This window comes from Pseudomonas sp. SP16.1 (assembly GCF_052682975.1).
On the sequence record NZ_JBQYFZ010000001.1, the window covers coordinates 4,291,763 to 4,314,940 of the forward strand.

Consider the following 23,178-nt stretch of genomic DNA (forward strand, 5'->3'; position numbering starts at 1 on the left):
GCATGACCGCCTACAAGAACAACGTTCCCGAAGCGAGCCTGCCATGAGCATTCTGTACGACGAGCGCATCGACGGCGCGCTGCCCAAGGTCGACAAGGCCGCCCTGCTGGCGGAGTTGCGCCAGCACCTGCCCGACCTCGACATCCTGCACACCGAGGAAGACCTCACGCCCTACGAGTGCGATGGCCTGTCCGCCTACCGCAGCACGCCCATGCTGGTGGTGCTGCCCGAGCGTATCGAGCAGGTGCAGCAGCTACTCCAGCTCTGCCACGCCCGCGGCGTACCGGTGGTGGCACGCGGCGCTGGCACCGGCCTGTCCGGCGGGGCGCTGCCGCTGGAGCAGGGCATCCTCCTGGTGATGGCGCGCTTCAACCAGATCCTCGAGATCAACCGCGAAGGGCGCTTCGCCCGCGTCCAGCCCGGCGTGCGCAACCTGGCGATCTCCCAGGCCGCAGCGCCCTTCGACCTGTATTACGCGCCGGACCCCTCGTCGCAGATCGCCTGCTCCATCGGCGGCAACGTCGCCGAGAATGCCGGCGGCGTGCACTGCCTGAAGTACGGCCTGACCGTGCACAACCTGCTCAAGGTGGAGATTCTCACCGTCGAGGGCGAGTTCATGACCCTCGGCAGCGATGCCCTGGACGCCCCCGGCTTCGACCTGCTGGCCCTGTTCACCGGCTCCGAGGGCATGCTCGGCATCGTCACCGAGGTGACGGTCAAGCTGCTGCCCAAGCCGCAGGTGGCCAAGGTGCTGCTGGCGGCCTTCGACTCGGTGGAGAAGGCCGGCCGCGCGGTGGGCGACATCATCGCCGCCGGCATCATCCCCGGTGGGCTGGAGATGATGGACAACCTGGCGATCCGCGCCGCCGAAGATTTCATCCACGCCGGCTACCCGGTGGAGGCCGAGGCCATCCTGCTCTGCGAGCTGGACGGCGTCGAGGCCGACGTGGCCGACGATTGCGAGCGCGTGCGCGCGGTGCTGGAAAAAGCCGGCGCCACCGAAGTGCGCCTGGCCCGCGACGAGGCCGAGCGGGTGAAATTCTGGGCCGGGCGCAAGAACGCCTTCCCCGCCGTCGGGCGCATCTCGCCGGACTACTACTGCATGGACGGCACCATCCCGCGCCGCGAGCTGCCCGGGGTGCTGCGCGGCATCGCCGAACTGTCCGAAGAGTACGGCCTGCGCGTGGCCAACGTGTTCCACGCCGGCGACGGCAACATGCATCCCTTGATCCTCTTCGATGCCAACGTGCCCGGCGAGCTGGAGCGGGCCGAGGCCATCGGCGGCAAGATCCTCGAACTCTGCGTCAAGGTCGGCGGCAGCATCACCGGCGAGCACGGTGTCGGCCGCGAGAAGATCAACCAGATGTGCGCGCAGTTCAACAGCGACGAAATCACCCTGTTCCATGCGGTGAAGGCGGCGTTCGACCCGGCCGGCCTGCTCAACCCGGGCAAGAACATTCCCACCCTGCACCGCTGCGCCGAGTTCGGCGCCATGCACGTGCACCACGGTCAACTGCCCTTCCCGGAACTGGAGCGTTTCTGATGTCGCATGATTTCGACGCCAGCGCCGCGCTGCTGGAACAGGTCAACCACGCGCTGAACAGCGCCACCCCGCTGCGCATCCAGGGCAGCGCCAGCAAGGCCCATCTGGGGCGTGCCACCACCGGCGAAGTGCTGGACACCCGTCAGCATCGCGGCATCGTCAGCTACGACCCCACCGAGCTGGTGCTCACCGCCCGTGCCGGGACGCCGCTCGCCGAGATCGAGGCGGCGCTGGAGGCCAACAACCAGATGCTGCCGTGCGAACCGCCGCACCTGGGCGATGGCGCCACCCTGGGCGGCATGGTCGCCGCCGGGCTGTCCGGCCCGCGCCGGCCCTGGGCCGGTTCGGTGCGCGACCAGGTGCTCGGCACCCGGGTGATCACCGGTCAGGGCAAGCTGCTGCGCTTCGGCGGCGAGGTGATGAAGAACGTCGCCGGCTACGACCTGTCGCGCCTGCTGGCCGGCAGCTTCGGCTGCCTCGGCCTGCTCACCGAGGTGTCGCTCAAGGTGCTGCCCAAGCCGCGCCAGGCGCTCAGCCTGCGCCTGGAAGTGGACGCCCTGCACGCGCTGAACAAGCTCGCCGAATGGGGCCAGCAGCCGCTGCCGATCAGCGCCGCCAGCCACGACGGTGCGGCGCTGCACCTGCGCCTGGAGGGCGGCGAGGGCTCGGTGCAGGCTGCGCGCCAGCGCCTCGGCGGCGAGGAAATCGACAACGGCTACTGGCAGCAGCTGCGCGAACAGCGCCTGCCGTTCTTCGCCGGCGAAGGCACCCTGTGGCGCCTGTCGCTGCCGGCCAACAGCGGCCTGCTCGACCTGCCCGGGCGCCAGCTGATCGACTGGGGCGGCGCCCAGCGCTGGCTCAAGTCCGACGCCGATGGCGCGCTGATCCAGCGCGTGCTGGCCAAGCTCGGCGGCCACGCCACCTGCTTCGCCGCAGGAGCCGAACAACCCTTCCAGCCGCTGGCCGCGCCGCTGCTGCGCTACCAGCGTCAGCTCAAGCAACAGCTCGACCCCCAGGGCATCTTCAACCCTGGCCGCATGTACGCCGAGGTATAAGCCGTGCAGACCAACCTGAGTGAACAAGCCAAGCGTCTGCCGCGCGCCGAGGAAGCCGAGCGGGTGCTGCGCTCCTGCGTGCATTGCGGTTTCTGCAACGCCACCTGCCCGACCTACCAGCTGCTCGGCGACGAGCTGGACGGCCCGCGCGGGCGTATCTACCTGATCAAGCAGATGCTCGAGGGCGGCGAGGTCACCGCCAAGACCCAGCAGCATCTGGACCGCTGCCTGACCTGCCGCAACTGCGAAACCACCTGCCCGTCCGGCGTGCAGTACCACAACCTGCTGGATATCGGCCGCGATCTGGTCGAACAGGCGGTGCCGCGGCCGCTGAGCGAGCGCCTGCTGCGCCAGGGCCTGCGCGCCGTGGTGCCGCGCCCGGCGCTGTTCAAGGCGCTGACCCAGACCGGCCTGGCCCTGCGCCCGCTGCTGCCGACCACGCTCAAGGCCAAGCTGCCACGCCAGATTCGCCCGGCCAAGCCACGGCCGACCGTGCAGCACGCGCGCCGCGTACTGATGCTCGAAGGCTGCGTGCAACCGGGGCTGTCGCCCAACACCAACGCCGCCACCGCGCGGGTGCTCGATCGCCTCGGCATCGGCGTCACGCCGATCCGCGAGGCCGGCTGCTGCGGCGCCGTCGACTACCACCTCAACGCCCAGGAGGCGGGGCTCAACCGCGCGCGGCAGAACATCGACGCCTGGTGGCCGGCCATCGAAGCCGGTGCCGAAGCCATAGTACAGACCGCCAGCGGCTGCGGCGCCTTCGTCAAGGACTACGGCCATCTGCTCGCCGGCGATCCGGCCTATGCGACCAAGGCGGCGCGGGTCAGCGCATTGGCCAAGGACCTGGTCGAAGTGCTGCAGGGCGAAGCACTGGAAAAGCTGCAGGTACGCGCGCAGCAGCGCCTGGCCTTCCACTGCCCCTGCACCCTGCAGCACGCGCAGAAGCTCGGCGGCGCCGTGGAAGGCGTGCTGAGCCGCCTCGGCTTCGGCCTCACCGCCGTGCCGGACGGCCACCTGTGCTGCGGCTCGGCCGGCACCTATTCACTGACCCAGCCGGAGCTGTCGCGGCAGCTGCGCGACAACAAGCTCAATGCCCTGGAAAGCGGCAAGCCCGACGCCATCGTCACCGCCAATATCGGCTGCCAGAGCCACCTGGACGGCGCCGGGCGTACGCCGGTGCGGCACTGGATCGAAATCGTCGAGGAGGCGATGGGCTGAAAGCCTGAACCCTCTCCCCCGGCCCCTCTCCCATAAATGGGCGAGGGGAGAAAAGCCAAGAATGAGGTATGCCATGCAGCACAAAGCCGTACTCAGCCAGAGCGAAGTCGCCCAGATCCTCCAGGCGGCCCGCAGCGAAGCGCAGCAACAGGGCTGGGCCGTGGCCATCGCCGTGGTCGACGACGGCGGCCACCCGCTGGCCCTGGAACGCCTCGACGGCTGCGCGCCGATCGGCGCCTATATCGCCACCGAAAAGGCGCGCAGCGCCGCCCTCGGCCGCCGCGAAACCAAGGGCTACGAGGACATGGTCAACGGTGGCCGCAGCGCTTTCCTCAGCGCGCCGCTGCTCACCTCGCTGGAAGGCGGCGTGCCGGTGCTGGTGGACGGTCAGGTGATCGGCGCGGTGGGCGTGTCCGGGGTCAAGGCCGAACAGGACGCGCAGGTGGCCAAGGCGGGTATCGCGGCAGTGTAAGGACGGACGCGGAGCCTGTAGGAGCCGCGCCCCGCGGCGAACAGAACATCAGGAGCTTGGCCCCGGGGCGAGGCTCCTACAACACATTGATTGACCCGCGCCGCCATGGGCGGATGCAGAGAGGAGAACAGCAAAATGACCGAACGCGTGCAATGTCAGCGCCTGCAGGTGTCCGCCGAGCTCAAGCGCTTTATCGAAGACGAAGTTCTGCCCGGCAGCGGCATCGAAGCCGCCGCCTTCTGGACCGGTTTCGATGCGCTGGTGCACGACCTGGCGCCGCGCAACCGTGCGCTGCTGGCCGAGCGCGAGCGCCTGCAGAGCGAGCTGGATACCTGGCATCGCGCCCATCCCGGCCCGATCCGCGACATGGCCGCCTACCGCGCCTTCCTCGAGTCCATCGGCTACCTGCTGCCGCAGCCGGAGAAGGTCAAGGTCAGCACCGCCAAGGTCGACAGCGAGATCGCCAGCCAGGCCGGCCCGCAGCTGGTGGTGCCGGTGATGAACGCGCGCTACGCGCTGAATGCCGCCAACGCCCGCTGGGGCTCGCTGTATGACGCCCTGTACGGCACCGATGCGATCAGCGAAGACGGCGGCGCCGGCAAGGGGCCGGGCTACAACGAGGTGCGCGGCGCCAGGGTGATCGCCTTCGCCCGCGCCTTCCTCGACCAGGCCGCGCCGCTGGCCAAGGGCTCGCACGCCGACGCCCGCGCCTATGCCGTGGTCGCCGGCCAGTTGCAGGTGACCCTGAGCGGCGGCGCGCAGAGCGCCCTGGCCCAGCCGGAAAAATTCGTCGGCTACCAGGGCGAGGCGGCCACGCCGAGCGCCGTGCTGCTGAAGAACCACGGCCTGCATTTCGAGATCCAGATCGACGCCAGCAGCCCCATCGGCCGCAGCGACGCCGCCGGGGTCAAGGACGTACTGATGGAGGCGGCGCTGTCGACCATCATGGACTGCGAGGACTCGGTGGCCGCCGTCGACGCCGCCGACAAGGTGCTGGTCTACCGCAACTGGCTGGGCCTGATGAAGGGCGATCTGGCCGAGGAGCTGGACAAGGGCGGCCAGCGCATCGTCCGCCGCCTCAACCCGGATCGCGTCTACACCGCCGCCGATGGCAGCGAACTCACCTTGCACGGCCGCTCGCTGCTATTCGTGCGCAACGTCGGCCACCTGATGAGCAACCCGGCGATCCTCGATGGCGAAGGCCAGGAGATTCCCGAGGGCATCATGGATGCGGTGGTCACCAGCCTGATCGCCCTGCACGACCTGCAGCGCCGCGGCAACTCGCGCAGCGGCAGTGTCTATATCGTCAAGCCGAAGATGCACGGTCCGTTCGAAGTGGCCTTCGCCAACGAGCTGTTCGGCCGTGTCGAGCAGTTGCTGGGCATGCCGGTCGATACCCTGAAGATGGGCATCATGGACGAGGAGCGGCGCACCAGCGTCAACCTCAAGGCCTGCATCGAAGCCGCCAGCGCACGGGTGGCCTTTATCAACACCGGCTTTCTCGACCGCACCGGCGACGAGATGCACACGGCGATGGAGGCCGGCGCCATGCTGCGCAAGGGCGACATGAAATCCAGCGCCTGGATCCAGGCTTACGAGCGCAACAACGTGCTGGTCGGCCTGGCCTGCGGGCTGCGCGGCAAGGCGCAGATCGGCAAGGGCATGTGGGCCATGCCGGACCTGATGGCGGCCATGCTCGAACAGAAGATCGGCCACCCGAAAGCCGGCGCCAACACCGCCTGGGTACCGTCGCCGACCGCCGCCGTGCTGCACGCCCTGCACTACCACCAGGTGGACGTGCAGGCGGTGCAGCGCGAGCTGGAACTGATCGACCTGGCCGAGCAGCGCGACGGCCTGCTGAACGACCTGCTCAGCGTGCCGGTCAGCGCCGAACGGCCGTGGAGCGCCAGCGATATCCAGCAGGAACTGGACAACAACTGCCAGGGCATCCTCGGTTACGTGGTGCGCTGGGTCGAACAGGGTGTCGGCTGCTCCAAGGTACCGGATATCCACGACGTCGGCCTGATGGAAGACCGCGCCACCCTGCGCATCTCGGCCCAGCATATCGCCAACTGGCTGCACCACGGGGTGGTCGGCGAAGCCCAGGTGCGCGAGACGCTGCAGCGCATGGCCCAGGTGGTGGACGGGCAGAACGCTGGCGACGCCGCCTACCGGCCGATGGCGCCGAACTTCGAGCAATCCCACGCCTTCCGCGCCGCCTGCGACCTGGTGTTCAAGGGCCGCGAGCAGCCGTCCGGCTACACCGAGCCGCTGCTGCATGCCTGGCGCCTGCGCTTTAAAGATGAGGTTTGAGCATCTCACCGATCATGCAGGAGCGGCGCCCCGCCGCGAAGCTTGGCGGCGCGCACTTGAAAGGCTTCGCCCCGGGGCGGGGCTCCTACAGAAGCGGGTTCGTAACCGTGGATGAACTCCACGGAGCAGCACCAAGCCCTGACGGTTTCTGACCGTCGGGGCTTTCGAGCATGAGCGCGGCGATGGGGGATCCCTGCCGTCGCGGCTCGCGGAAAGGTTGGTGCCGTGGTGCCCGGCCCTTCCAGATGCGTGGCGCCGGGTGTCCCCGGAAAACTGTGGTTCACAAGAAAAAGAAGGAACCAACCCATGAGTCAAACGCTGCTGTCCATCCTGGCCTTCGTGCCGCTGGTGCTGGCGGGTGTGCTGCTGATCGGCTTTCGCTGGCCGGCCAAGTACGCGATGCCGCTGGTGTTCGTCCTCACCGCCCTGATCGGCCTGACGGCCTGGGACATGTCCCTCAACCGGGTCGTCGCCTCCAGCCTGCAGGGGCTGATCCTCACCGCTGCGATCCTGTGGATCATCTTCGGCGCGATCCTGCTGCTCAACACCCTCAAGCATTCCGGCGGCATCGCCGCGATTCGCCGCGGCTTCTCCAACGTCAGCCCGGACCGCCGCGTGCAGGCGCTGATCGTCGCCTGGCTGTTCGGCTGCTTCATCGAGGGTGCCTCCGGTTTCGGCACCCCGGCCGCGGTGGCCGCGCCGCTGCTGGTCGCACTGGGCTTCCCGGCGCTGGCCGCGGTGGTGCTGGGGATGATGGTGCAGTCCACCCCGGTGTCTTTCGGTGCGGTGGGCACGCCGATCCTGGTGGGTGTCGGTGCCGGCCTGGACAAGACCGGCATCAGCGCGCAGCTGGTCGCCAATGGCAGCACCTGGGACACCTTCTTCCACCTGATCTATTCGCGGGTGGCCATTACCCACGGCCTGATCGGCCTGCTGATGCCGCTGATCATGGTGATGATCATGACCCGCTTCTTCGGCAGCAACCGGAGCTGGAAGGAGGGCCTGGCGATCGCGCCGTTCGCCATCTTCACCGCGTTCGCCTTCTCGATCCCCTATATGGCCGCCGGGGTGCTGCTCGGCCCCGAGTTCCCCTCGATGATCGGCGCCCTGGTCGGCCTGGCCATCGTGGTGCCGGCCGCCCGCGCCGGCTTCCTGCTGCCCAAGCAGACCTGGGACTTCGCCGACCCCAAGGACTGGCCCGCCGAGTGGATGGGCAAGATCGAGATGAAGCTCGACGAAGTAGCCGGCAAGACGCCGATCTCGGTGCCCATGGCCTGGGCGCCCTACCTGCTGCTGGCGGTGTTTCTGGTGCTGTCGCGAGTGTTCCCGCAGATCAAGGCGGCGCTGATGTCGGTCAGCTTCGGCTGGAAGGACATCCTCGGCGAGAGCGGCGTGTCCGGCACCCTGGAGCCGCTGTACCTGCCCGGCGGCATCCTGTGCATGGTGGTGCTGGTGACCTTCTTCCTCCACCGCATGCGCCTGGGCGAGCTCAAGGCCGCCGTCGGCGAGTCGAGCAAGACCCTGCTCGGCGCCGGCTTCGTGCTGATCTTCACCATCCCCATGGTGCGCATCCTGATCAACTCCGGGGTCAACGGCGCCGACCTGGTGTCGATGCCGGTAGCCATGGCGCAGCTGGTGGCCGATAGCGTCGGCGGCGTCTATCCCTTCTTCGCCCCGGCCGTGGGCGCGCTGGGCGCCTTCATCGCCGGCTCCAACACGGTGTCGAACCTGATGCTGTCGCAGTTCCAGTTCAACGCCGCCGGGCTGATCGGTGTGTCCGGAGCGATGATGGTAGCGCTGCAATCGGTGGGCGCGGCAGCCGGCAACATGATCGCCATCCACAACGTGGTGGCGGCCTCGGCCACCGTCGGCCTGCTCGGGCGCGAGGGCATCACCCTGCGCAAGACCATCCTGCCGACCCTCTACTACCTCGTGGCCGCCGGCTCCATCGCACTGATCGCCATGTATCTGATGCTGATCGGCGACCCGCTGCACCTGGCCGGCTGAGACCCGACTTTGGTTGGCCCGCGCGGGGCGGCATTCGTCGCCCCGCCGCTTGGCGGCCGCCGGCAATTGCGGTAGCGTGCCTCGCGCAACACCGTGAGATTCGCCAGAGGTCTATATGAAGAAGTGGCAATGCGTGGTCTGTGGACTGGTATACGACGAGAGCCAGGGCTGGCCGGATGAAGGCATCGCCGCCGGCACCCGCTGGGAAGACGTGCCGGAAGACTGGCTGTGCCCCGACTGCGGCGTCGGCAAGATGGATTTCGAGATGATCGAGATCGGCTGAGCGCGCTTCGTTTTCCCCGCAACGGCGACCCTCGGGGTCGCCGTTTTTGTTGGCGCTACCCCCGGTATCGGGTTACGCGGTGTCGAGGCTTTTCGTAGGAGTCGCGCCTCGCGGCGAATGCTGTGCACAGCGCGGATTGCGCACTGGCAGCAATCGTTTCGCCCCGAGGCGGGGCTCTTACACTGTGTTTGCGGACTCCTTCAGGTGCCGTGTCGGGCCTGCTAACGGTTGCAACAGCCAGTTGGGATAGCGTCTGTCCCGGCTCGTTTGCAGATGCGCCCTGCGAACGCTATTCGCCGCCAACGGCGAAGTTGGGCAGGCTGTTGACCGGCTGGGCGAAGCGGAAGGGAATCGATTCCACCGCCAGGCCGACGTTGCGCTGTACCACGAAATGCAGATGCGGCCCGGTACTGTTTCCCGTGTTGCCGGAGCGCGCCAGCAGGCTGCCGGTCTCCACACGCTGGCCCTCGCGCACGCTCACCGAGCCCTTCATCAGGTGCAGGTAGACGCCCATGGTGCCGTCGTCGTGGAGGATGCGCACGAAGTTGCCGGCCGGGTTGTTGCCGCGCCCGCTCTGCTGGTTCTCGGTCTTGACCACCACACCGCCGCGCGCGGCGACGATGGGCGTCCCCTCGGGCATGGCGATGTCCATGGCGTAGCGGCCTTTGGCGGTGAAGTGGCTGTAGGTGCCGTTTGCCCCCTGGGTCAGGCGGAACGGCCCGCCGCGCCAGGGTAGCGGGTAGCGGTGGATGCTCGGCTGCAGGCGCGGGTCGCCCAGGGCATAGCGCAGCCTGGGCTTGTAGCGCAACGGCTTGGCGGCGTCGCGCGGAGCCAGGGTGGCCAGGCGGATCTTGCTGCGCGGCGGCAGCACCCAGCGGATCGGCTTGTCCGGCGCGCCGATGGCGTTGTCCACCTGCTCCAGCTTCAGCTCGATCTCCACCGGGGCGTACAGGTCGTTGCGCACCAGCAGGGTTTCGCCGGCCGCGTGCTGCTTGGTTTCCAGCTTCACCTGGTTGTCCAGGCGCTCGACCATGCGATCGCGGAACACGAAGACCTGGGCGCCGGGCGCCGCCTGGTCGCTGTAGGTCACCACGCCGTTCTTGTCGACGTACTTGTAGATGGTCAGGGCAGCGACCTGGCCACTCAGGACCAGCAGGCTGCAGAGGAGGATCAGACGCCCTAGCATGGTTCGGACTTTATGGCTTTTTGATATCCGGGCTAACAAGGCTAGCAGCGGCCTGGCGGCCATGCCAGAGACCGGCCGTCAGGCTGTGAACCGGCTCACCGCCATTGGTCGGATGGCCTCGACCTCAGCGATGGCGGGTTCAACCCGCCGCAATCGCGCCGCTCAGGCGCCGGGGACGAAATGCTTCTGCGCGGTGCCGCGGGCGATCAGCCGTGACAGGTAGTCGAGCTTCTGCGGGTCGCGATCGACGAAGCGAAAGGTCAGCTGCAGCCACTCGCTATCGGGTTTGGGCTCCAGCGCCGCCACCGCGTGCAGGTAGCCGTTGAGCCGCGCGGTCTCGGCCGCCTCGCCCTGCTCCAGGTCGAGCACTGCACTCTCCAGCACCTGCGGCAGCGGTTCGCCGCGCCTGACCACCAGCAGCGCCTCCTTGAGGCTCAGCGCCTTGATCACGCAGGCCATGCTGCCATTCGGCAGGCGCAGCTGGCCCTGGCCACGACCACCAGGCGCCCTGGCCGCCGGCGTCGGGCTGGCGGCCGGAGCGGACGCGGCCGGCGTGGCGGCGGCCGGCGCCGGGGTGCTGGGCTTGACCACCTCGGCCTTGCCGCCGGTCAGCGCGGCCAGCGAGTCGTTGGCGAAGGCGCCGCTGCCGAGCAGCTTCGGGCCCGAGGCGCCGGCGGCCAGCGCCTGCAGCTTGCCAGTGCGGCTCAGGGCCTTCTTCACCTTGGTCACCAGCTGCTCGTTGGAGAAGGGCTTGCCGATGTAATCGGAAACCCCGGCCTGGATCGCCTGCACCACGTTCTCCTTATCGCCGCGGCTGGTGACCATGATGAAGGGCGTGCTCTTCAGGTTGTCCTGCTCGCGGCACCAGCTCAGCAGTTCGAGGCCGGACATCTCCGGCATCTCCCAGTCGCAGAGGATCAGGTCGACCTCGTGCCGGCCCAGCAGCTGCTGGGCCTTGCGCCCGTTGATCGCCTCCTCGATGTGCACGCCGGGGAAGTGATCGCGCAGCCCCTTCTTGACCAGATCACGGATAAAGGTCGCGTCGTCCACTACCAGCACGCTGACTTTGCTCATCGGCCTCTCCTGTACGAATGGCGCTAAGCATAGTCATGGCCAGTGGCCAAAGGTCAACGGAAAAGCACGCGGCAGGTCTCAGCGGCCAGGGCCGTAGCCCGGATGCAATCCGAGAAAACGGCACGCCCCGCACGGATTGCATCCGGGCTACAGGGAGGTCCGGATGCTCCGCGGCTGCACCGGCCAATCAGGCGCCGGACTTGCCCTCGACCTCTTCGCGCATGCGCGTCAGGCCGATATGCCGCACGTCGGTGCCGCGCACCAGGTAGATCACCAGTTCGGCGATGTTGCGCGCGTGGTCGCCGATGCGCTCCAGCGAGCGCAGCGCCCAGATCACGTTGAGCACACGGGAGATCGAGCGCGGGTCTTCCATCATGTAGGTGACCAGCTCGCGCAGCGCGGTCTTGTATTCGCGGTCGACGGTCTTGTCGTACTGCGCCACCGACAGCGCCAGGTCGGCATCGAAACGGGCGAAGGCATCCAGCGCCTCCTGCACCATGCGGCGCACCTGGTCGCCGATGTGGCGGACCTCGACATAGCCGCGCGGCGACTCGCCCTCCTCGCACAGCTGGATGGCGCGCTTGGCGATCTTGGTCGACTCGTCGCCGATGCGCTCGAGGTCGATCACCGACTTGGAGATGCTGATGATCAGGCGCAGGTCGGAGGCCGCCGGCTGACGACGGGCGAGGATGCGCACGCATTCCTCGTCGATGTTGCGCTCCATCTGGTTGATCTGGTCGTCGATCTCGCGCACCTGCTGGGCCAGGCCGGAGTCGGCCTCGATCAGCGCGGTGACGGCGTCGTTGACCTGCTTCTCCACCAGGCCGCCCATGGCCAGCAGGTGGCTGCGCACTTCTTCCAGCTCGGCGTTGAACTGCTGGGAGATGTGCTGGGTGAGGTTGTCTTTGTTGATCATGTTTCGCTCCGCGAAAGCTGCCGGCTGGGGTGACCATGGTGCGCACGGCGCACCCTACGTTGTTTATCAAGGCCCTTGGAAAATGCTCTCTGGCGCGAAGGGCGTGCGCTGACAGTACGGTTAGTACGGCAAGCGCGCCCGACAGAGCCAGGGGGAATTTGCCATGGCCTTAGCCGTAACGACCGGTGATGTAGTCCTCGGTCTGCTTCTTGGCCGGGTTGGTGAACAGGGTGTCGGTGTCGCCGAACTCGATCAGCTTGCCCATGTACATGAACGCCGTGTAGTCGGAAACCCGCGCCGCCTGCTGCATGTTGTGGGTGACGATGACGATGGTGTACTTGCTCTTCAGTTCGTAGATCAGCTCTTCGACCTTCAGCGTGGAGATCGGGTCGAGGGCCGAGCAGGGTTCGTCGAGCAGCAGCACTTCCGGCTGCACCGCCACGGTACGGGCGATCACCAGACGCTGCTGCTGGCCGCCGGACAGGCCGAGGGCCGAGTCGTGCAGGCGGTCCTTGACCTCGTCCCACAGCGCCGCGCTCTTCAGCGCCCATTCCACCGCCTCGTCGAGCACGCGCTTGCTGTTGATACCCTGGATGCGCAGGCCGTACACCACGTTCTCGTAGATGCTCTTGGGGAAGGGGTTGGGCTTCTGGAACACCATGCCGACGCGGCGGCGCAGCTCGGCGACATCCTCGCCCTTGCGGTAGATGTTGCGCCCGTCGATGTTGATCTCGCCGTCCACCCGGCAGCCGTCGACCAGGTCGTTCATCCGGTTGAAGGTGCGCAGCAGGGTCGACTTGCCACAGCCCGAGGGGCCGATGAAGGCGGTCACGCGCTGGCGCGGGATATCCATCTTGACGTCGAACAGCGCCTGCTTGTCGCCGTAGTAGAGGTTCAGCCCCGGCACTGCGATGGCCGTGGTCTCGGCCGCCAGGTTGAGGCTCTGCTTGTCGCGGCCGAGGGCGGCCAGGTCGATACCGTGGGTATGGGCTTCGTGTTGCATCGTTTCACTCCATTCGTAGCTACGTGCTGCAAGCGGCACGCCCGGGGCGTGCGGCTCGTAGCTGCGTTTAGTGATCCAGCGCCTTGTATTTCTCGCGCAGGTGGTTGCGGATATACACCGCGGTCAGGTTGAGCAGGGCGATGACGATCACCAGCAGCAGCGCGGTGGCGTACACCAGTGGCCGCGCGGCCTCGACGTTGGGGCTCTGGAAGCCGACGTCGTAGATGTGGAAGCCCAGGTGCATGATCTTCTGATCCAGGTGCAGGTAGGGGTAGTTGCCGTTCAGCGGCAGGCTCGGCGCCAGCTTGACCACACCCACCAGCATCAGCGGCGCCACCTCGCCGGCGGCGCGGGCCACGGCGAGGATCAGGCCGGTCATCATCGCCGGGCTGGCCATCGGGATCACCACCTTCCACAGGGTCTCGGCCTTGGTCGCGCCGAGTGCCAGCGAGCCCTCGCGCACCGCGCGCGGAATCCGCGCCAGGCCTTCCTCGGTGGCGACGATGACCACCGGCAGGGTGAGGATCGCCAGGGTCAGCGAGGCCCACATCAGCCCCGGGGTGCCGAAGGTCGGCGCCGGCGCCGATTCGGGGAAGAACAGCTGGTCGATCGAGCCGCCCAGCACGTAGACGAAGAAGCCCAGGCCGAACACGCCATAGACGATCGAGGGCACGCCGGCCAGGTTGTTCACCGCGATGCGGATCACCCGGGTCAGCGCACCCTGGTGGGCGTATTCGCGCAGGTAGACCGCGGCGATCACGCCGAACGGGGTGACGATCACCGCCATCAGCATGACCATCAGCACGGTGCCGAAGATCGCCGGGAAGATGCCGCCCTCGGTGTTGGCCTCGCGCGGCTCGTCGCTGACGAACTCCCACAGCTTCATGGCGTAGAAGCCGAGCTTGTCGACGGTGCCCATGGCGTTCGGGCGGAAGGCGCGCACCACCTTGCCCAGGGCGATCTCGCTCTCGCGGCCGTCGCTGACGCGCAGGGTCACGCTGTCGCGGTTGATCTGGCCGGCCAGCTCGACCATCTGCGCCTCGAGCACCTTGTAGTCGGCGTCCAGCGCCGCGCGACGGGCGTCCAGAGCGGCCTGGGCGGCGGCGTCCAGTTTGCCCTGCAGCTGCAGCTTGCGCCCTTCCAGGCGGATGCGCTCGAGGCCGTGGTTGATCCGGCCGATGTCCTTCTTCTCCAGGCGCACCAGCTGCGCATGCAGCTGCTCGACGCGCTCCAGGCGTTCCTGCAGCGCCGGCCAGGCGGCCTCGCCCTCGGCGACCACCTGGCCGCTTTCCTTGACGCTGAGCAGATAGCCGTAGAAGTTGCCCCACTCGCGGCGCTCCAGCACGGTGATCTCGGCCGGCTTGCGCGGGTTGCTCAGCCACTCGCCGACGACCCAGGCGAAGTCGGCGCCGAACAGCTCGCGGTTGCCCACCTTGAGCAGTTCGCGGGTCATGAACTCGCCGCCCTCCTCGGCCACCGGCAGACCGGCGGCGGCCAGGCGGGCACGCGGCACCTCCTCGGCCTGCACCACCTCGCCGGCCATCACCCTGGCCTCCTGGCCGGGAACCTGGTAGTCGGCCTCGAGGACATCGGCCGGCCAGAAGTGGCCCATGCCGCGGGTGGCGATCACCGCCAGCAGGCCGAGGGTCATGATGATGGCGATGGCCACCGCGCCGCCGCTCATCCACACGCCCGGGGCGCCGCTCTTGTACCAGGATTTCAGGTTGTACTTTTTCACGGACCTATACCTTCCAGAACCTTAGAGCGACGAATACTTGGTGCGCAGGCGCTGACGGATCAGCTCAGCCAGGGTGTTCATCACGAAGGTGAACAGCAGCAGCACCAGCGCGGCGAGGAACAGCACGCGGTAGTGGGTGCCGCCGACTTCCGACTCGGGCATCTCCACCGCCACGTTGGCGGCCAGGGTGCGCATGCCCTCGAAGATGTTGACGTCCATGATCGGCGTGTTGCCGGTGGCCATCAGCACGATCATGGTCTCGCCCACGGCGCGGCCCATGCCGATCATCAGCGCCGAGAAGATGCCCGGGCTGGCGGTAAGGATCACTACCCGGGTCAGGGTCTGCCAGGGCGTGGCGCCGAGAGCCAGGGAGCCGAAGGTCAGGCTCTTGGGTACGCTGAACACGGCGTCTTCGGCGATCGAATAGATGTTCGGGATCACCGCAAAGCCCATCGCCAGGCCCACCACCAAGGCGTTGCGCTGGTCGAACGGGATGCCCAGGTCATTGCTCAGCCACAGACGCATGTTGCCGTCGAACAGCCAGTTCTCCAGGTGGCCGCTGATGGCCAGGGAGAACCAGCCCACGGCGATCACCACCGGGATCAGCAGTGCCGCCTCCCAGCCGTCCGGCACGCGGTGGCGCACGGACTCCGGCAGCTTGGTCCACAGGTAGCCCGAGGCGAGGATGCCCACCGGCGTCAGCAGCAACAGGCTGAAGATGCCGGGTAGATGGTTTTCCAGGAACGGCGCGAGGAACAGGCCGGCGAAGAAGCCGAGGATCACCGTCGGCAGCGCCTCCATCAGCTCGATCACCGGCTTGACCTTGGTGCGCATGCGCGGCGCCATGAAGTAGGCGGTGTAGATCGCCGCGGCCACCGCCAGCGGCGCGGCCAGCAGCATGGCGTAGAAGGCCGCCTTGAGCGTGCCGAAGGCCAGCGGCGAGAGGCTCAGCTTGGATTCGAAGTCGGTGTTGGCCGAGGTGGACTGCCAGACGTAGTCCGGCTCCGGATAGCTCTCGTACCAGACCTTGCCCCACAGCGCGCTCCACGACACTTCCGGGTGCGGGTTGTCGATCACGAAGCGCTGCAGCTGGCCTTCGCGCTCCACCAGCACGCGGCTGGCGCGCGGCGACAGGGCGGCGATGGCGGCGCCGTCTGCGACCGGCTGTTTCAGCAGGGTGCGGTGCGCGGTGCTGTGGAAGATGCCCAGGTTGCCCGCCTCATCCAGGGCCATGAAGCCCTTGCGGCGCTCCTCGGGAATGATCTGGGTGATGGCGCTGCCTTCGAGCTGGAAGCTGCGCACCGGCTGGAAGGTCGACTTGCCGTCCTCGTCGCGCACCATGAACCACTGCTGGATGCCGCCCTTGGCGTCGCCGAGCATGATCGAGATGCCACCGAGCAGGCTGGTGGCGCTGGTGATGCGGTTGGAGGCGTCCTTGAGCAGCTCGTAGCGGCCGTTGAGGCTGCGCTTGCGCAGGTCGAAGACGTCGGCGGTGGAGGCGCCGTTGATCACGTACAGCCACAGCTGGCGCGGGTCGAGGATCAGCTCGCGGATCGGATCGGCGATCTGCGGCAGATTGATGCGGTCCTCGCCGAGGCTGACCTCGCCGGTGAACAGGTTCTCTTCGCGGCTCAGCGCGATCAGGTGCAGCTCGCTGCCGGTGGAGCCCGCCAGCATCAGGCTGCCGCCATTGAGGTTCAGCGCCACGTGCTCCAGGGCGCGACCCTGCGGGTCCAGTTCGATCGCCTGCTCGCCGTAGGGGAAGTCGATCTGCGGCACTATGGTGCGCACGTTGTCCGGGTAGCTGACCTTGTAGTTGTGCTGCAGCACCAGCACCTGGCCGTTGGACAGACCGAGGGCGACGCGGCGGCTGCCCGGCTGGTCCTGGCCCACCGAGGCGACGCTGACGCCCGCGGCCAGCGGCAGTTGCACGCGGCTGACGGCCGCGCCGCTCTTGAGGTCGAAGAACTGCACCATGCCCGCCCGATCCAGGCGCATGGCCACCTGGTTCTGCTCTTCGATTGCCAGCAGCAGCGGCGCCTGCGCCTCGGCCAGCCAGGCCGGCTGCTGGGCCTTGCGCGCGCTCATCTCGGCGCCCTGGAACATGGGCAGCACCACATGGGCCAGGTAGAAGAAGATCAGGGTGATGGCGCCGAGCACCGCCAGGCCACCGATGGAGACGTACCAGCGCGCCATGCGGTCCTTCAGTGCACGCAGGCGACGCTTGCGCTGCAGGGCGGGGGTATTGAAGTCGATCCCCAGGGGATTCTGCGATCGGTTCACGGAGTCGTTTGCCAAGTCGTTCATGCGAGAAGTCTCTGCGCGAGCGTGTTTGCAGCGCATCAGGCTGCCCAGGCTTGCCAATCTAGCGAGCTTGTATGACAGAAAGGTTACAGTCAGCTGACATGACGAAGCCCGCCACTCCGAGGAGGGCGGGCCACGCGGTCCGCAGCTGGTCTAGGCCGGACTTACAGACCCAGTTCCTTCAGGGCCTTCGCGGCCACCTTGGACGGCAGCGGGATGTAGCCATCCTTCATCACCACTTCCTGACCCTGCTTGGACAGCATCAGCTTGATGAACTCGGCGTCCAGCGGGCTCAGGGCCTGGTTCGGCGCCTTGTTGACGTAGACGTAGAAGAAGCGCGCCAGCGGGAACTTGCCGGCCAGGGCGTTCTCTTCGTTGGCTTCGAAGGCTTCGCCGCCCTTCTTCGACAGCGGCACGGCGCGCACGCTGGAGGTCTTGTAGCCGATGCCCGAATAGCCGATGGCGTTCAGGGTGCTGGAGATCGACTGCACCACCGAGGCCGAGCCCGGCTGCTCGTTGACGTTGGCCTTGAAGTCACCCTTGCACAGCGCTTCTTCCTTGAAGTAGCCGTAGGTGCCGGAGACCGAGTTGCGGCCGAACAGCTGCAGCGGCTTGCCCGCCCACTCGCCGGTCAGACCGAGGTCGCCCCAGGTCTTGATGTCCTTGTCGTTGCCGCACAGGCGGGTGCTGGAGAAGATCGCGTCGACCTGCTCGATCGACAGCGACTTGATCGGGTTGTCCTTGTGCACGAACACGGCCAGGGCGTCGATGGCCACCGGCACGGCGGTCGGCTTGTAGCCGTACTTCTCTTCGAAGGCCTGGATCTCGCTGTCCTTCATCGGACGGCTCATCGGGCCCATGTTGGCGGTGCCTTCGGTCATGGCGGGCGGCGCGGTGGAGGAACCGGCGGCCTGGATCTGGATGTTGACGTTCGGATACTGCTTCTTGAACTCTTCGGCCCACAGGGTCATCAGGTTGGCCAGCGAGTCGGAACCGACGCTGGACAGGTTGCCCGATACGCCGGAGGTCTTTTCGTAGGTCGGCAGAGCCGGGTCGACGGCGGCTACAGCAGATACGGCGCTTACGCCAGCGGCGGCGAAAGTCAGGGCCGCCATCAAACGCTTCAGTTTCATGCCTTGCTCCTAGCAGGATTAGTGTTGGATGGAACGGGCCCAAGTATCTGCAGGCCACGTGAACACTCTATGAAGCGAATATGACAGTTGCATGAACCCCGGCAACTTTGTCCGCGGGGCATTGTCCGCTCGCGACCACGGCCCCCGCCTGCCCACGCGGGGGCCGTGAGATGGCCCGACGGCCGGGCTTAGCGGGTGCTCTGCTTGAGCGCGCGCATGCGTTCGTGGCAGGCGCGAATCTTCGGCATTTCCACCGCCAATAGCGCGCGCACGTCGCTGTCGGCGCTTTCCAGCGCGTCTTCGAAGGCATTCAGGATGCGGTCCTCGGCCTCCTCCAGCTGCGCCACGTAGGCGGCCTCCTCGTCGCTGGCCAGGGTGGCGCGGGTATCGGCATAGAACTGCCGCAGTTTGCCCATCAGCGTGCCACCTGCCGCCGGCTCGCTCTGGTTGGCGGCGACCTTGACCGCCAGGGCGTTGATGACCTCGGTCTTGGCCCGCGCCATGTCGCGGAACAGCGCCTGCAGGCGGATGTCCTTGACCTCGTCGTGGGCGTGCTCGTAGAAGTGCTTGCCGTCGCGGGTGATCTCGATCAGTTCGTTGAGTTGTGCGGTCTTGCTGCTCATGGAAGTTCTCCTCGGCTATGGGACTTGCGGGAACGGCCGCCGCGACGGCGGCCGGATGGATTCGGCGTGGCGCCAGGCCGGCACCGGCAGCCAGCTGCTCAGTCGCTGATGAGCAGGGCATCGGCGTCGACACCGCGCACGCCGCGGATGTTGCGCGCGATATCCACCGCCAGGCGCTTCTCGGCGGCGCTGAGCACGCTGCCGCGCAGGCTGACGAAGCCGTCCTTGGTCTCCACGTCCAGGTTCAGCGCATCCAGGTTGCGGCTGTAGACGAAGCTGGCCTTCACCTTGCTGGTGATCCAGCCGTCGCTGATCGCCTCGCGAGCCTCCTCCGCGGCCACTTCGATCTCGCTCGCGCTGCTGTCGGCGGTGCTGACGCTGAGGTGGTTGAACAGTTCGCGCACCCCGTCGGTGTTGCTCGCCAGCTGGCCGGCCAGTTCCTTGGCCGCCGGGGTCTGCGCACGGCCGCTGAGGGTGACGGCGCCGTCCTGGCTCTCGACCTGAATGTCCAGGCCGCGGGTGTTGCTGTTCCACAACAGCTTGGATTTCACCGTGGCGGTCAGGGTGGCGTCCTCCAGGCGCTGCACCAGCGTAGGCGGCTCGCCCTCGGCCGTGCCCTCGTCCACCTCGATGCGGTTGTCCACCTTCTCGATGCCGTCGATGCTCAGCGCCACCCGCTCGGCCAGCTCCTTCTGCACTGCGCTTTCGACCCGGCCGGAAAGCCTGGCGCGGCCGCCCTCGACGGCGATGTCGAGCTTGAACGGATTGAGGTGGCGGTTGAGGGCGAAGGCGGTCCAGATCGAACCCTCCTGGCGCGCCGCCTGGAGCTGTTCGGCCAGCGGCTGCGCGGCGGCCTGGGCGACCAGTGGCGCGAGACTCAGCAGTAGCGCGGTGGCGCCGGCCAGCAGCGGGAACTTGAACGGGGGCATGGCAGGGTCCTCGGCGAATGGATGGATAAGGGGACTCCAGCAACCCCCATGCCAGCCCAAAACTCACTTAGAAATCCTTTCATATCAATTACTTGCAATGACCGTCTGAACCCCTTGGTGTGCAGGCTGCATGGGCGCCAGACAAAAGCCGTGCAACTTGCATGATGTTTTGCCGGACTAAGAATCAATATTCAGTCAGATGGAGCACGGCAATGGCAGATTCGGGATTAGGAGGCGGGCGCATCCTGCTGGTCGACGACGAGACGGCGATACTGCGCACCTTCCGCTATTGCCTGGAAGACCAGGGCCACGAAGTCGCCACCGCCAGCAGCGCGGCGCAGGCCGAGGCGCTGCTGCAGCGCCAGGTGTTCGACCTGTGCCTGCTCGACCTGCGCCTGGGCGACGACGACGGCCTCGACGTGCTGGCGCAGATGCGCGTGCAGGCGCCGTGGATGCGTGTGGTGATAGTCACCGCCCATTCGGCCGTGGACACCGCGGTGGACGCCATGCAGGCCGGCGCAGCCGACTATCTGGTCAAGCCGTGCAGCCCCGATCAGCTGCGCTTGGCCGCCGCCAAGCAGCTGGAGGTGCGCCAGCTGGCGGCACGCCTGGAGGCGCTCGAGGACGAGGTGCGCCAGCCCGGCGCCCACCTGGACAGCCGCAGCCCGGCGCTGATGACGGTGCTGGAAACCGCCCGCCAGGTGGCCGCCACCGACGCCAACATCCTCATCCTCGGCGAGTCCGGCACCGGCAAGGGCGAGCTGGCGCGCGCCATCCACGGCTGGAGCAAACGGGCGAAGAAGGCCTGCGTGACCATCAACTGCCCGTCGCTGACCGCCGAGCTGATGGAAAGCGAGCTGTTCGGCCACAGCCGCGGCGCCTTCACCGGCGCCAGCGAAAGCACCCTGGGGCGGGTCAGCCAGGCCGACGGTGGCAGCCTGTTCCTCGACGAGATCGGCGACTTCCCGCTGCCGCTGCAACCCAAGCTGCTGCGCTTCATCCAGGACAAGGAGTACGAACGGGTCGGCGACCCAGTGACGCGCCACGCCGATATCCGCATCCTTGCCGCGACCAATCAGGATCTCGACGAGATGGTCCGCGACGGGCGCTTTCGCGAAGACCTGCTGTATCGCCTCAACGTCATCACCCTGACCCTGCCGCCGCTGCGCGAACGGGTCGAGGACATCCTCGACCTGGCCGAGGGCTTTCTCGCCCACTTCGTCAAGGAATACGCACGCCCCGTACACGGTTTCAGCGAGGCCGCGCGGGCGGCCCTGCAGGACTATGCCTGGCCCGGCAACATCCGCGAGCTGCGCAACGTCATCGAGCGCGCCAGCATCATCTGCAGCGCCGAGCTGATCGAGCCGGAACACCTCGGCCTGGGCGAGGAGCTCGAAGGCGGCGCGCCGCGCATCGGCGCGCCGCTGAGCCTGGAGGAACTGGAACGGGCGCATATCACCGCAGTGCTGGCCGCCAGCGCGACCCTCGACCAGGCCGCGCGCACACTCGGCATCGACGCCTCGACCCTGTATCGCAAGCGCAAGCAGTTCGGCCTGTGAAGCTCCGCACCCGGTTGTTCCTCAGCGGCAGCGCCCTGCTTACGGTGGCCCTGCTCGGTCTGCTGCTGGGCATGTTCAGCGTGCTGCAGCTGACCCAGCAGCAGAGTCGGGCGATGACCCGCAACCTGCAGATCATCGATGCCAGCCTGGGCATGCGCCAGGAACTGGGCAAGCAAGTCACCCTGCTGCTGGCCGAGGAGCTCGACCGCGACGCGCTGACGGACGCCGACCGCCGGTTCCGCCAGTGGCTGCGCCGCGCCGAGAGCAGCGCCCGCGCGGTAGGCGACGCGCAGGCGCTGGGCGAGGTGGAGAACGCCTATGCGCGTTTCGACGCGCTGCTGCAACGGCCGCAAGCGGTGCGCCGCGAGCTGCTCAAGAGCGACGCCTTCGGCCAGGCCGAGGCGGCGCTGCGCGAGAGTCTGCATGCCCTGCAGAACCGCTACGTCAGCGCGGTCGATGCCACCGAGGAACGCACCCGCCAGCGCGCCTGGATGGTCGCCGGCCTGCTCGGCCTGATCGGCCTGGCCATGCTGCTGATCGGCTTCGTCACCGCGCACAGCCTGGCGCAGCGCCTCGGCCGGCCGATCGAGGCGCTGGCGCGCGCCGCCGACCAGATCGGCCGCGGTGACTTCCAGCTCACCCTGCCGCTCTCGCCACTGCCGGAGATGGCCGCCCTCAGCCGCCGCTTCGGCCTGATGGCCGAGGCGCTGCACCAGTTCCAGGCGACCAATGTCGAGGCGCTGGTGGCCGAGCAACGGCGCCTGCAGGCGGTGCTCGACAGCATCGACGAGGGCCTGCTGATCCTCGATCGCCAGGGCCGCCTGGAACATGGCAACCCGGTGGCGCAGCGCCAGCTCGGCTGGGACGGCGTGCCGCGCGGCCAGTCCCTCGGCCAGGCGCTGCAACGGGCGGAGCTGGACGAACAGCTGCAACTGGTGCTGGCCGGGATCAGCCCGCAGCGCGCAGCGCAAGACCTGGCCATCGAGGCGGACGGCGAAGCGCGCCTGCTGGCCTACAGCCTGACCCCGGTGAGCCAGGAACAGGGCCCGCTGCTCGGCGCGGTGATGGTGCTGCACGACGTCACCGAGCAGCGCGCCTTCGAACGGGTGCGCCGCGAGTTCGTCCTGCGCGCCTCGCACGAGCTGCGCACGCCGGTCACCGGCATGCACATGGCCTTCGCCCTGCTGCAGGAGCGCCTGGATTTCGCCGCGGGCAGCCGCGAGGCCGACCTGCTGGCCACGGTGGACGAGGAGATGCAGCGCCTGCTGCTGCTGATCAACGACCTGCTGAACTTCTCCCGCTACCAGAACGGCCTGCAGCAGCTGGAGCTGGCGCCCTGCGATCCGGCCGAACTGCTGCAGCAGGCCCGGCAGCGCTTCCTCGCCCGCGCCGAGGAACGCGAGGTGAGCCTGCACCTGGAGCTGCAGGAGCCGCTGCCGCGCCTGCGCGCCGACCGCCTGCAACTGGAGCGGGTACTGGACAACCTGCTGGGCAACGCGCTGCGCCACAGCCATCCGGGTGGGGAGATCCGCCTGCAGGCCCGGCGCCAGGGCGAGCGCCTGGAGTTCGGCGTCGAGGATCAGGGCGAGGGCATCGCCTTCGGCCAGCAGGCGCGCATCTTCGAGCCCTTCGTCCAGTTCGGCCGGCGCAAGGGCGGCGCCGGCCTGGGCCTGGCGCTGTGCAAGGAGATCGTCCAACTGCATGGCGGGCGGATCGCCGTGCAATCGCAACCGGGCCGCGGCAGCCGCTTCAGTCTGGCGCTGCCGCTGTAGCCGCCCGCACCGCAGGGGGCGCCGCGTATACCGGCAGCGCTGTGCAT

At 67.8% G+C, this 23,178-nt stretch carries 18 protein-coding genes; 9 read left to right on the top strand and 9 right to left on the bottom strand.

Annotated features, from left to right (window positions below; translation table 11 throughout):
- Window positions 1-43 precede the first annotated feature (43 nt).
- From glcD to ACUTAF_RS20295, 7 genes are all read left to right on the top strand, one after another.
- On the top strand, window positions 44-1,543 hold the full coding sequence (gene glcD / locus ACUTAF_RS20265; protein WP_445581648.1) for a glycolate oxidase subunit GlcD: 1,500 nt from the start codon (window positions 44-46) through the stop codon (window positions 1,541-1,543).
- Window positions 1,543-2,598 (top strand): glycolate oxidase subunit GlcE, encoded by a 1,056-nt coding sequence (gene glcE / locus ACUTAF_RS20270; protein WP_445581649.1) that lies wholly within the window; start codon window positions 1,543-1,545, stop codon window positions 2,596-2,598. Before glcD ends, glcE begins: the two co-directional genes overlap by 1 nt.
- A 3-nt stretch (window positions 2,599-2,601) precedes the next feature.
- Window positions 2,602-3,819, top strand: a complete 1,218-nt coding sequence (gene glcF / locus ACUTAF_RS20275; RefSeq protein WP_445581650.1) for a glycolate oxidase subunit GlcF — start codon at window positions 2,602-2,604, stop codon at window positions 3,817-3,819.
- 73 nt (window positions 3,820-3,892) lie between these two features.
- Window positions 3,893-4,291 carry a heme-binding protein gene (locus ACUTAF_RS20280; RefSeq protein WP_445581651.1) on the top strand — a complete coding sequence of 133 codons (399 nt, stop codon included), beginning with the start codon at window positions 3,893-3,895 and terminating at the stop codon, window positions 4,289-4,291.
- A gap of 135 nt (window positions 4,292-4,426) precedes the next feature.
- On the top strand, window positions 4,427-6,604 hold the full coding sequence (locus tag ACUTAF_RS20285; protein ID WP_445581652.1) for a malate synthase G: 2,178 nt from the start codon (window positions 4,427-4,429) through the stop codon (window positions 6,602-6,604).
- A gap of 306 nt (window positions 6,605-6,910) precedes the next feature.
- Complete coding sequence (locus tag ACUTAF_RS20290) at window positions 6,911-8,611, top strand: L-lactate permease (protein WP_445581653.1); 1,701 nt, start codon at window positions 6,911-6,913, stop codon at window positions 8,609-8,611.
- A gap of 115 nt (window positions 8,612-8,726) precedes the next feature.
- Window positions 8,727-8,894 (top strand): rubredoxin, encoded by a 168-nt coding sequence (locus ACUTAF_RS20295; RefSeq protein WP_021442321.1) that lies wholly within the window; start codon window positions 8,727-8,729, stop codon window positions 8,892-8,894.
- Window positions 8,895-9,183: 289 nt separating this feature from the next.
- Here ACUTAF_RS20295 and ACUTAF_RS20300 read toward each other — a convergent pair whose 3' ends face one another.
- The 9 genes from ACUTAF_RS20300 to ACUTAF_RS20340 all read right to left on the bottom strand — a co-directional run bounded on the left by ACUTAF_RS20300 (window position 9,184) and on the right by ACUTAF_RS20340 (window position 19,800).
- On the bottom strand, window positions 9,184-10,080 hold the full coding sequence (locus ACUTAF_RS20300) for a peptidoglycan DD-metalloendopeptidase family protein (RefSeq protein ID WP_445581654.1): 897 nt from the start codon (window positions 10,078-10,080) through the stop codon (window positions 9,184-9,186).
- Window positions 10,081-10,242: 162 nt separating this feature from the next.
- Entirely contained in the window at window positions 10,243-11,154 is a 912-nt protein-coding gene (locus ACUTAF_RS20305; RefSeq protein WP_445581655.1) for a response regulator, read from the bottom strand.
- Between the two features lie 187 nt (window positions 11,155-11,341).
- Entirely contained in the window at window positions 11,342-12,070 is a 729-nt protein-coding gene (phoU, locus tag ACUTAF_RS20310) for a phosphate signaling complex protein PhoU (protein ID WP_445581656.1), read from the bottom strand.
- Between the two features lie 169 nt (window positions 12,071-12,239).
- Complete coding sequence (gene pstB, locus ACUTAF_RS20315; RefSeq protein WP_445581657.1) at window positions 12,240-13,073, bottom strand: phosphate ABC transporter ATP-binding protein PstB; 834 nt, start codon at window positions 13,071-13,073, stop codon at window positions 12,240-12,242.
- Between the two features lie 67 nt (window positions 13,074-13,140).
- Complete coding sequence (pstA, locus tag ACUTAF_RS20320) at window positions 13,141-14,757, bottom strand: phosphate ABC transporter permease PstA (protein WP_445582481.1); 1,617 nt, start codon at window positions 14,755-14,757, stop codon at window positions 13,141-13,143.
- A gap of 75 nt (window positions 14,758-14,832) precedes the next feature.
- Window positions 14,833-17,118 (bottom strand): ABC transporter permease subunit, encoded by a 2,286-nt coding sequence (locus tag ACUTAF_RS20325; RefSeq protein ID WP_445581658.1) that lies wholly within the window; start codon window positions 17,116-17,118, stop codon window positions 14,833-14,835.
- A 161-nt stretch (window positions 17,119-17,279) separates the two neighbouring features.
- Window positions 17,280-18,248, bottom strand: coding sequence for a PstS family phosphate ABC transporter substrate-binding protein (locus tag ACUTAF_RS20330; protein ID WP_445581659.1), 969 nt, complete (start codon window positions 18,246-18,248; stop codon window positions 17,280-17,282).
- Between the two features lie 188 nt (window positions 18,249-18,436).
- Complete coding sequence (locus ACUTAF_RS20335; RefSeq protein ID WP_445581660.1) at window positions 18,437-18,871, bottom strand: ferritin-like domain-containing protein; 435 nt, start codon at window positions 18,869-18,871, stop codon at window positions 18,437-18,439.
- A gap of 98 nt (window positions 18,872-18,969) precedes the next feature.
- Window positions 18,970-19,800, bottom strand: coding sequence for a BON domain-containing protein (locus tag ACUTAF_RS20340; protein ID WP_445581661.1), 831 nt, complete (start codon window positions 19,798-19,800; stop codon window positions 18,970-18,972).
- Window positions 19,801-20,012: 212 nt separating this feature from the next.
- Between ACUTAF_RS20340 and algB the strand changes: the two genes are divergently transcribed.
- Both algB and ACUTAF_RS20350 read left to right on the top strand, forming a co-directional pair.
- The gene (gene algB, locus ACUTAF_RS20345) at window positions 20,013-21,359 is read left to right on the top strand and encodes a sigma-54-dependent response regulator transcription factor AlgB (RefSeq protein ID WP_445581662.1); all 1,347 of its coding nucleotides are present in this window, start codon (window positions 20,013-20,015) and stop codon (window positions 21,357-21,359) included.
- The gene (locus tag ACUTAF_RS20350) at window positions 21,356-23,131 is read left to right on the top strand and encodes an ATP-binding protein (protein WP_445581663.1); all 1,776 of its coding nucleotides are present in this window, start codon (window positions 21,356-21,358) and stop codon (window positions 23,129-23,131) included. Before algB ends, ACUTAF_RS20350 begins: the two co-directional genes overlap by 4 nt.
- Window positions 23,132-23,178 lie beyond the last annotated feature (47 nt).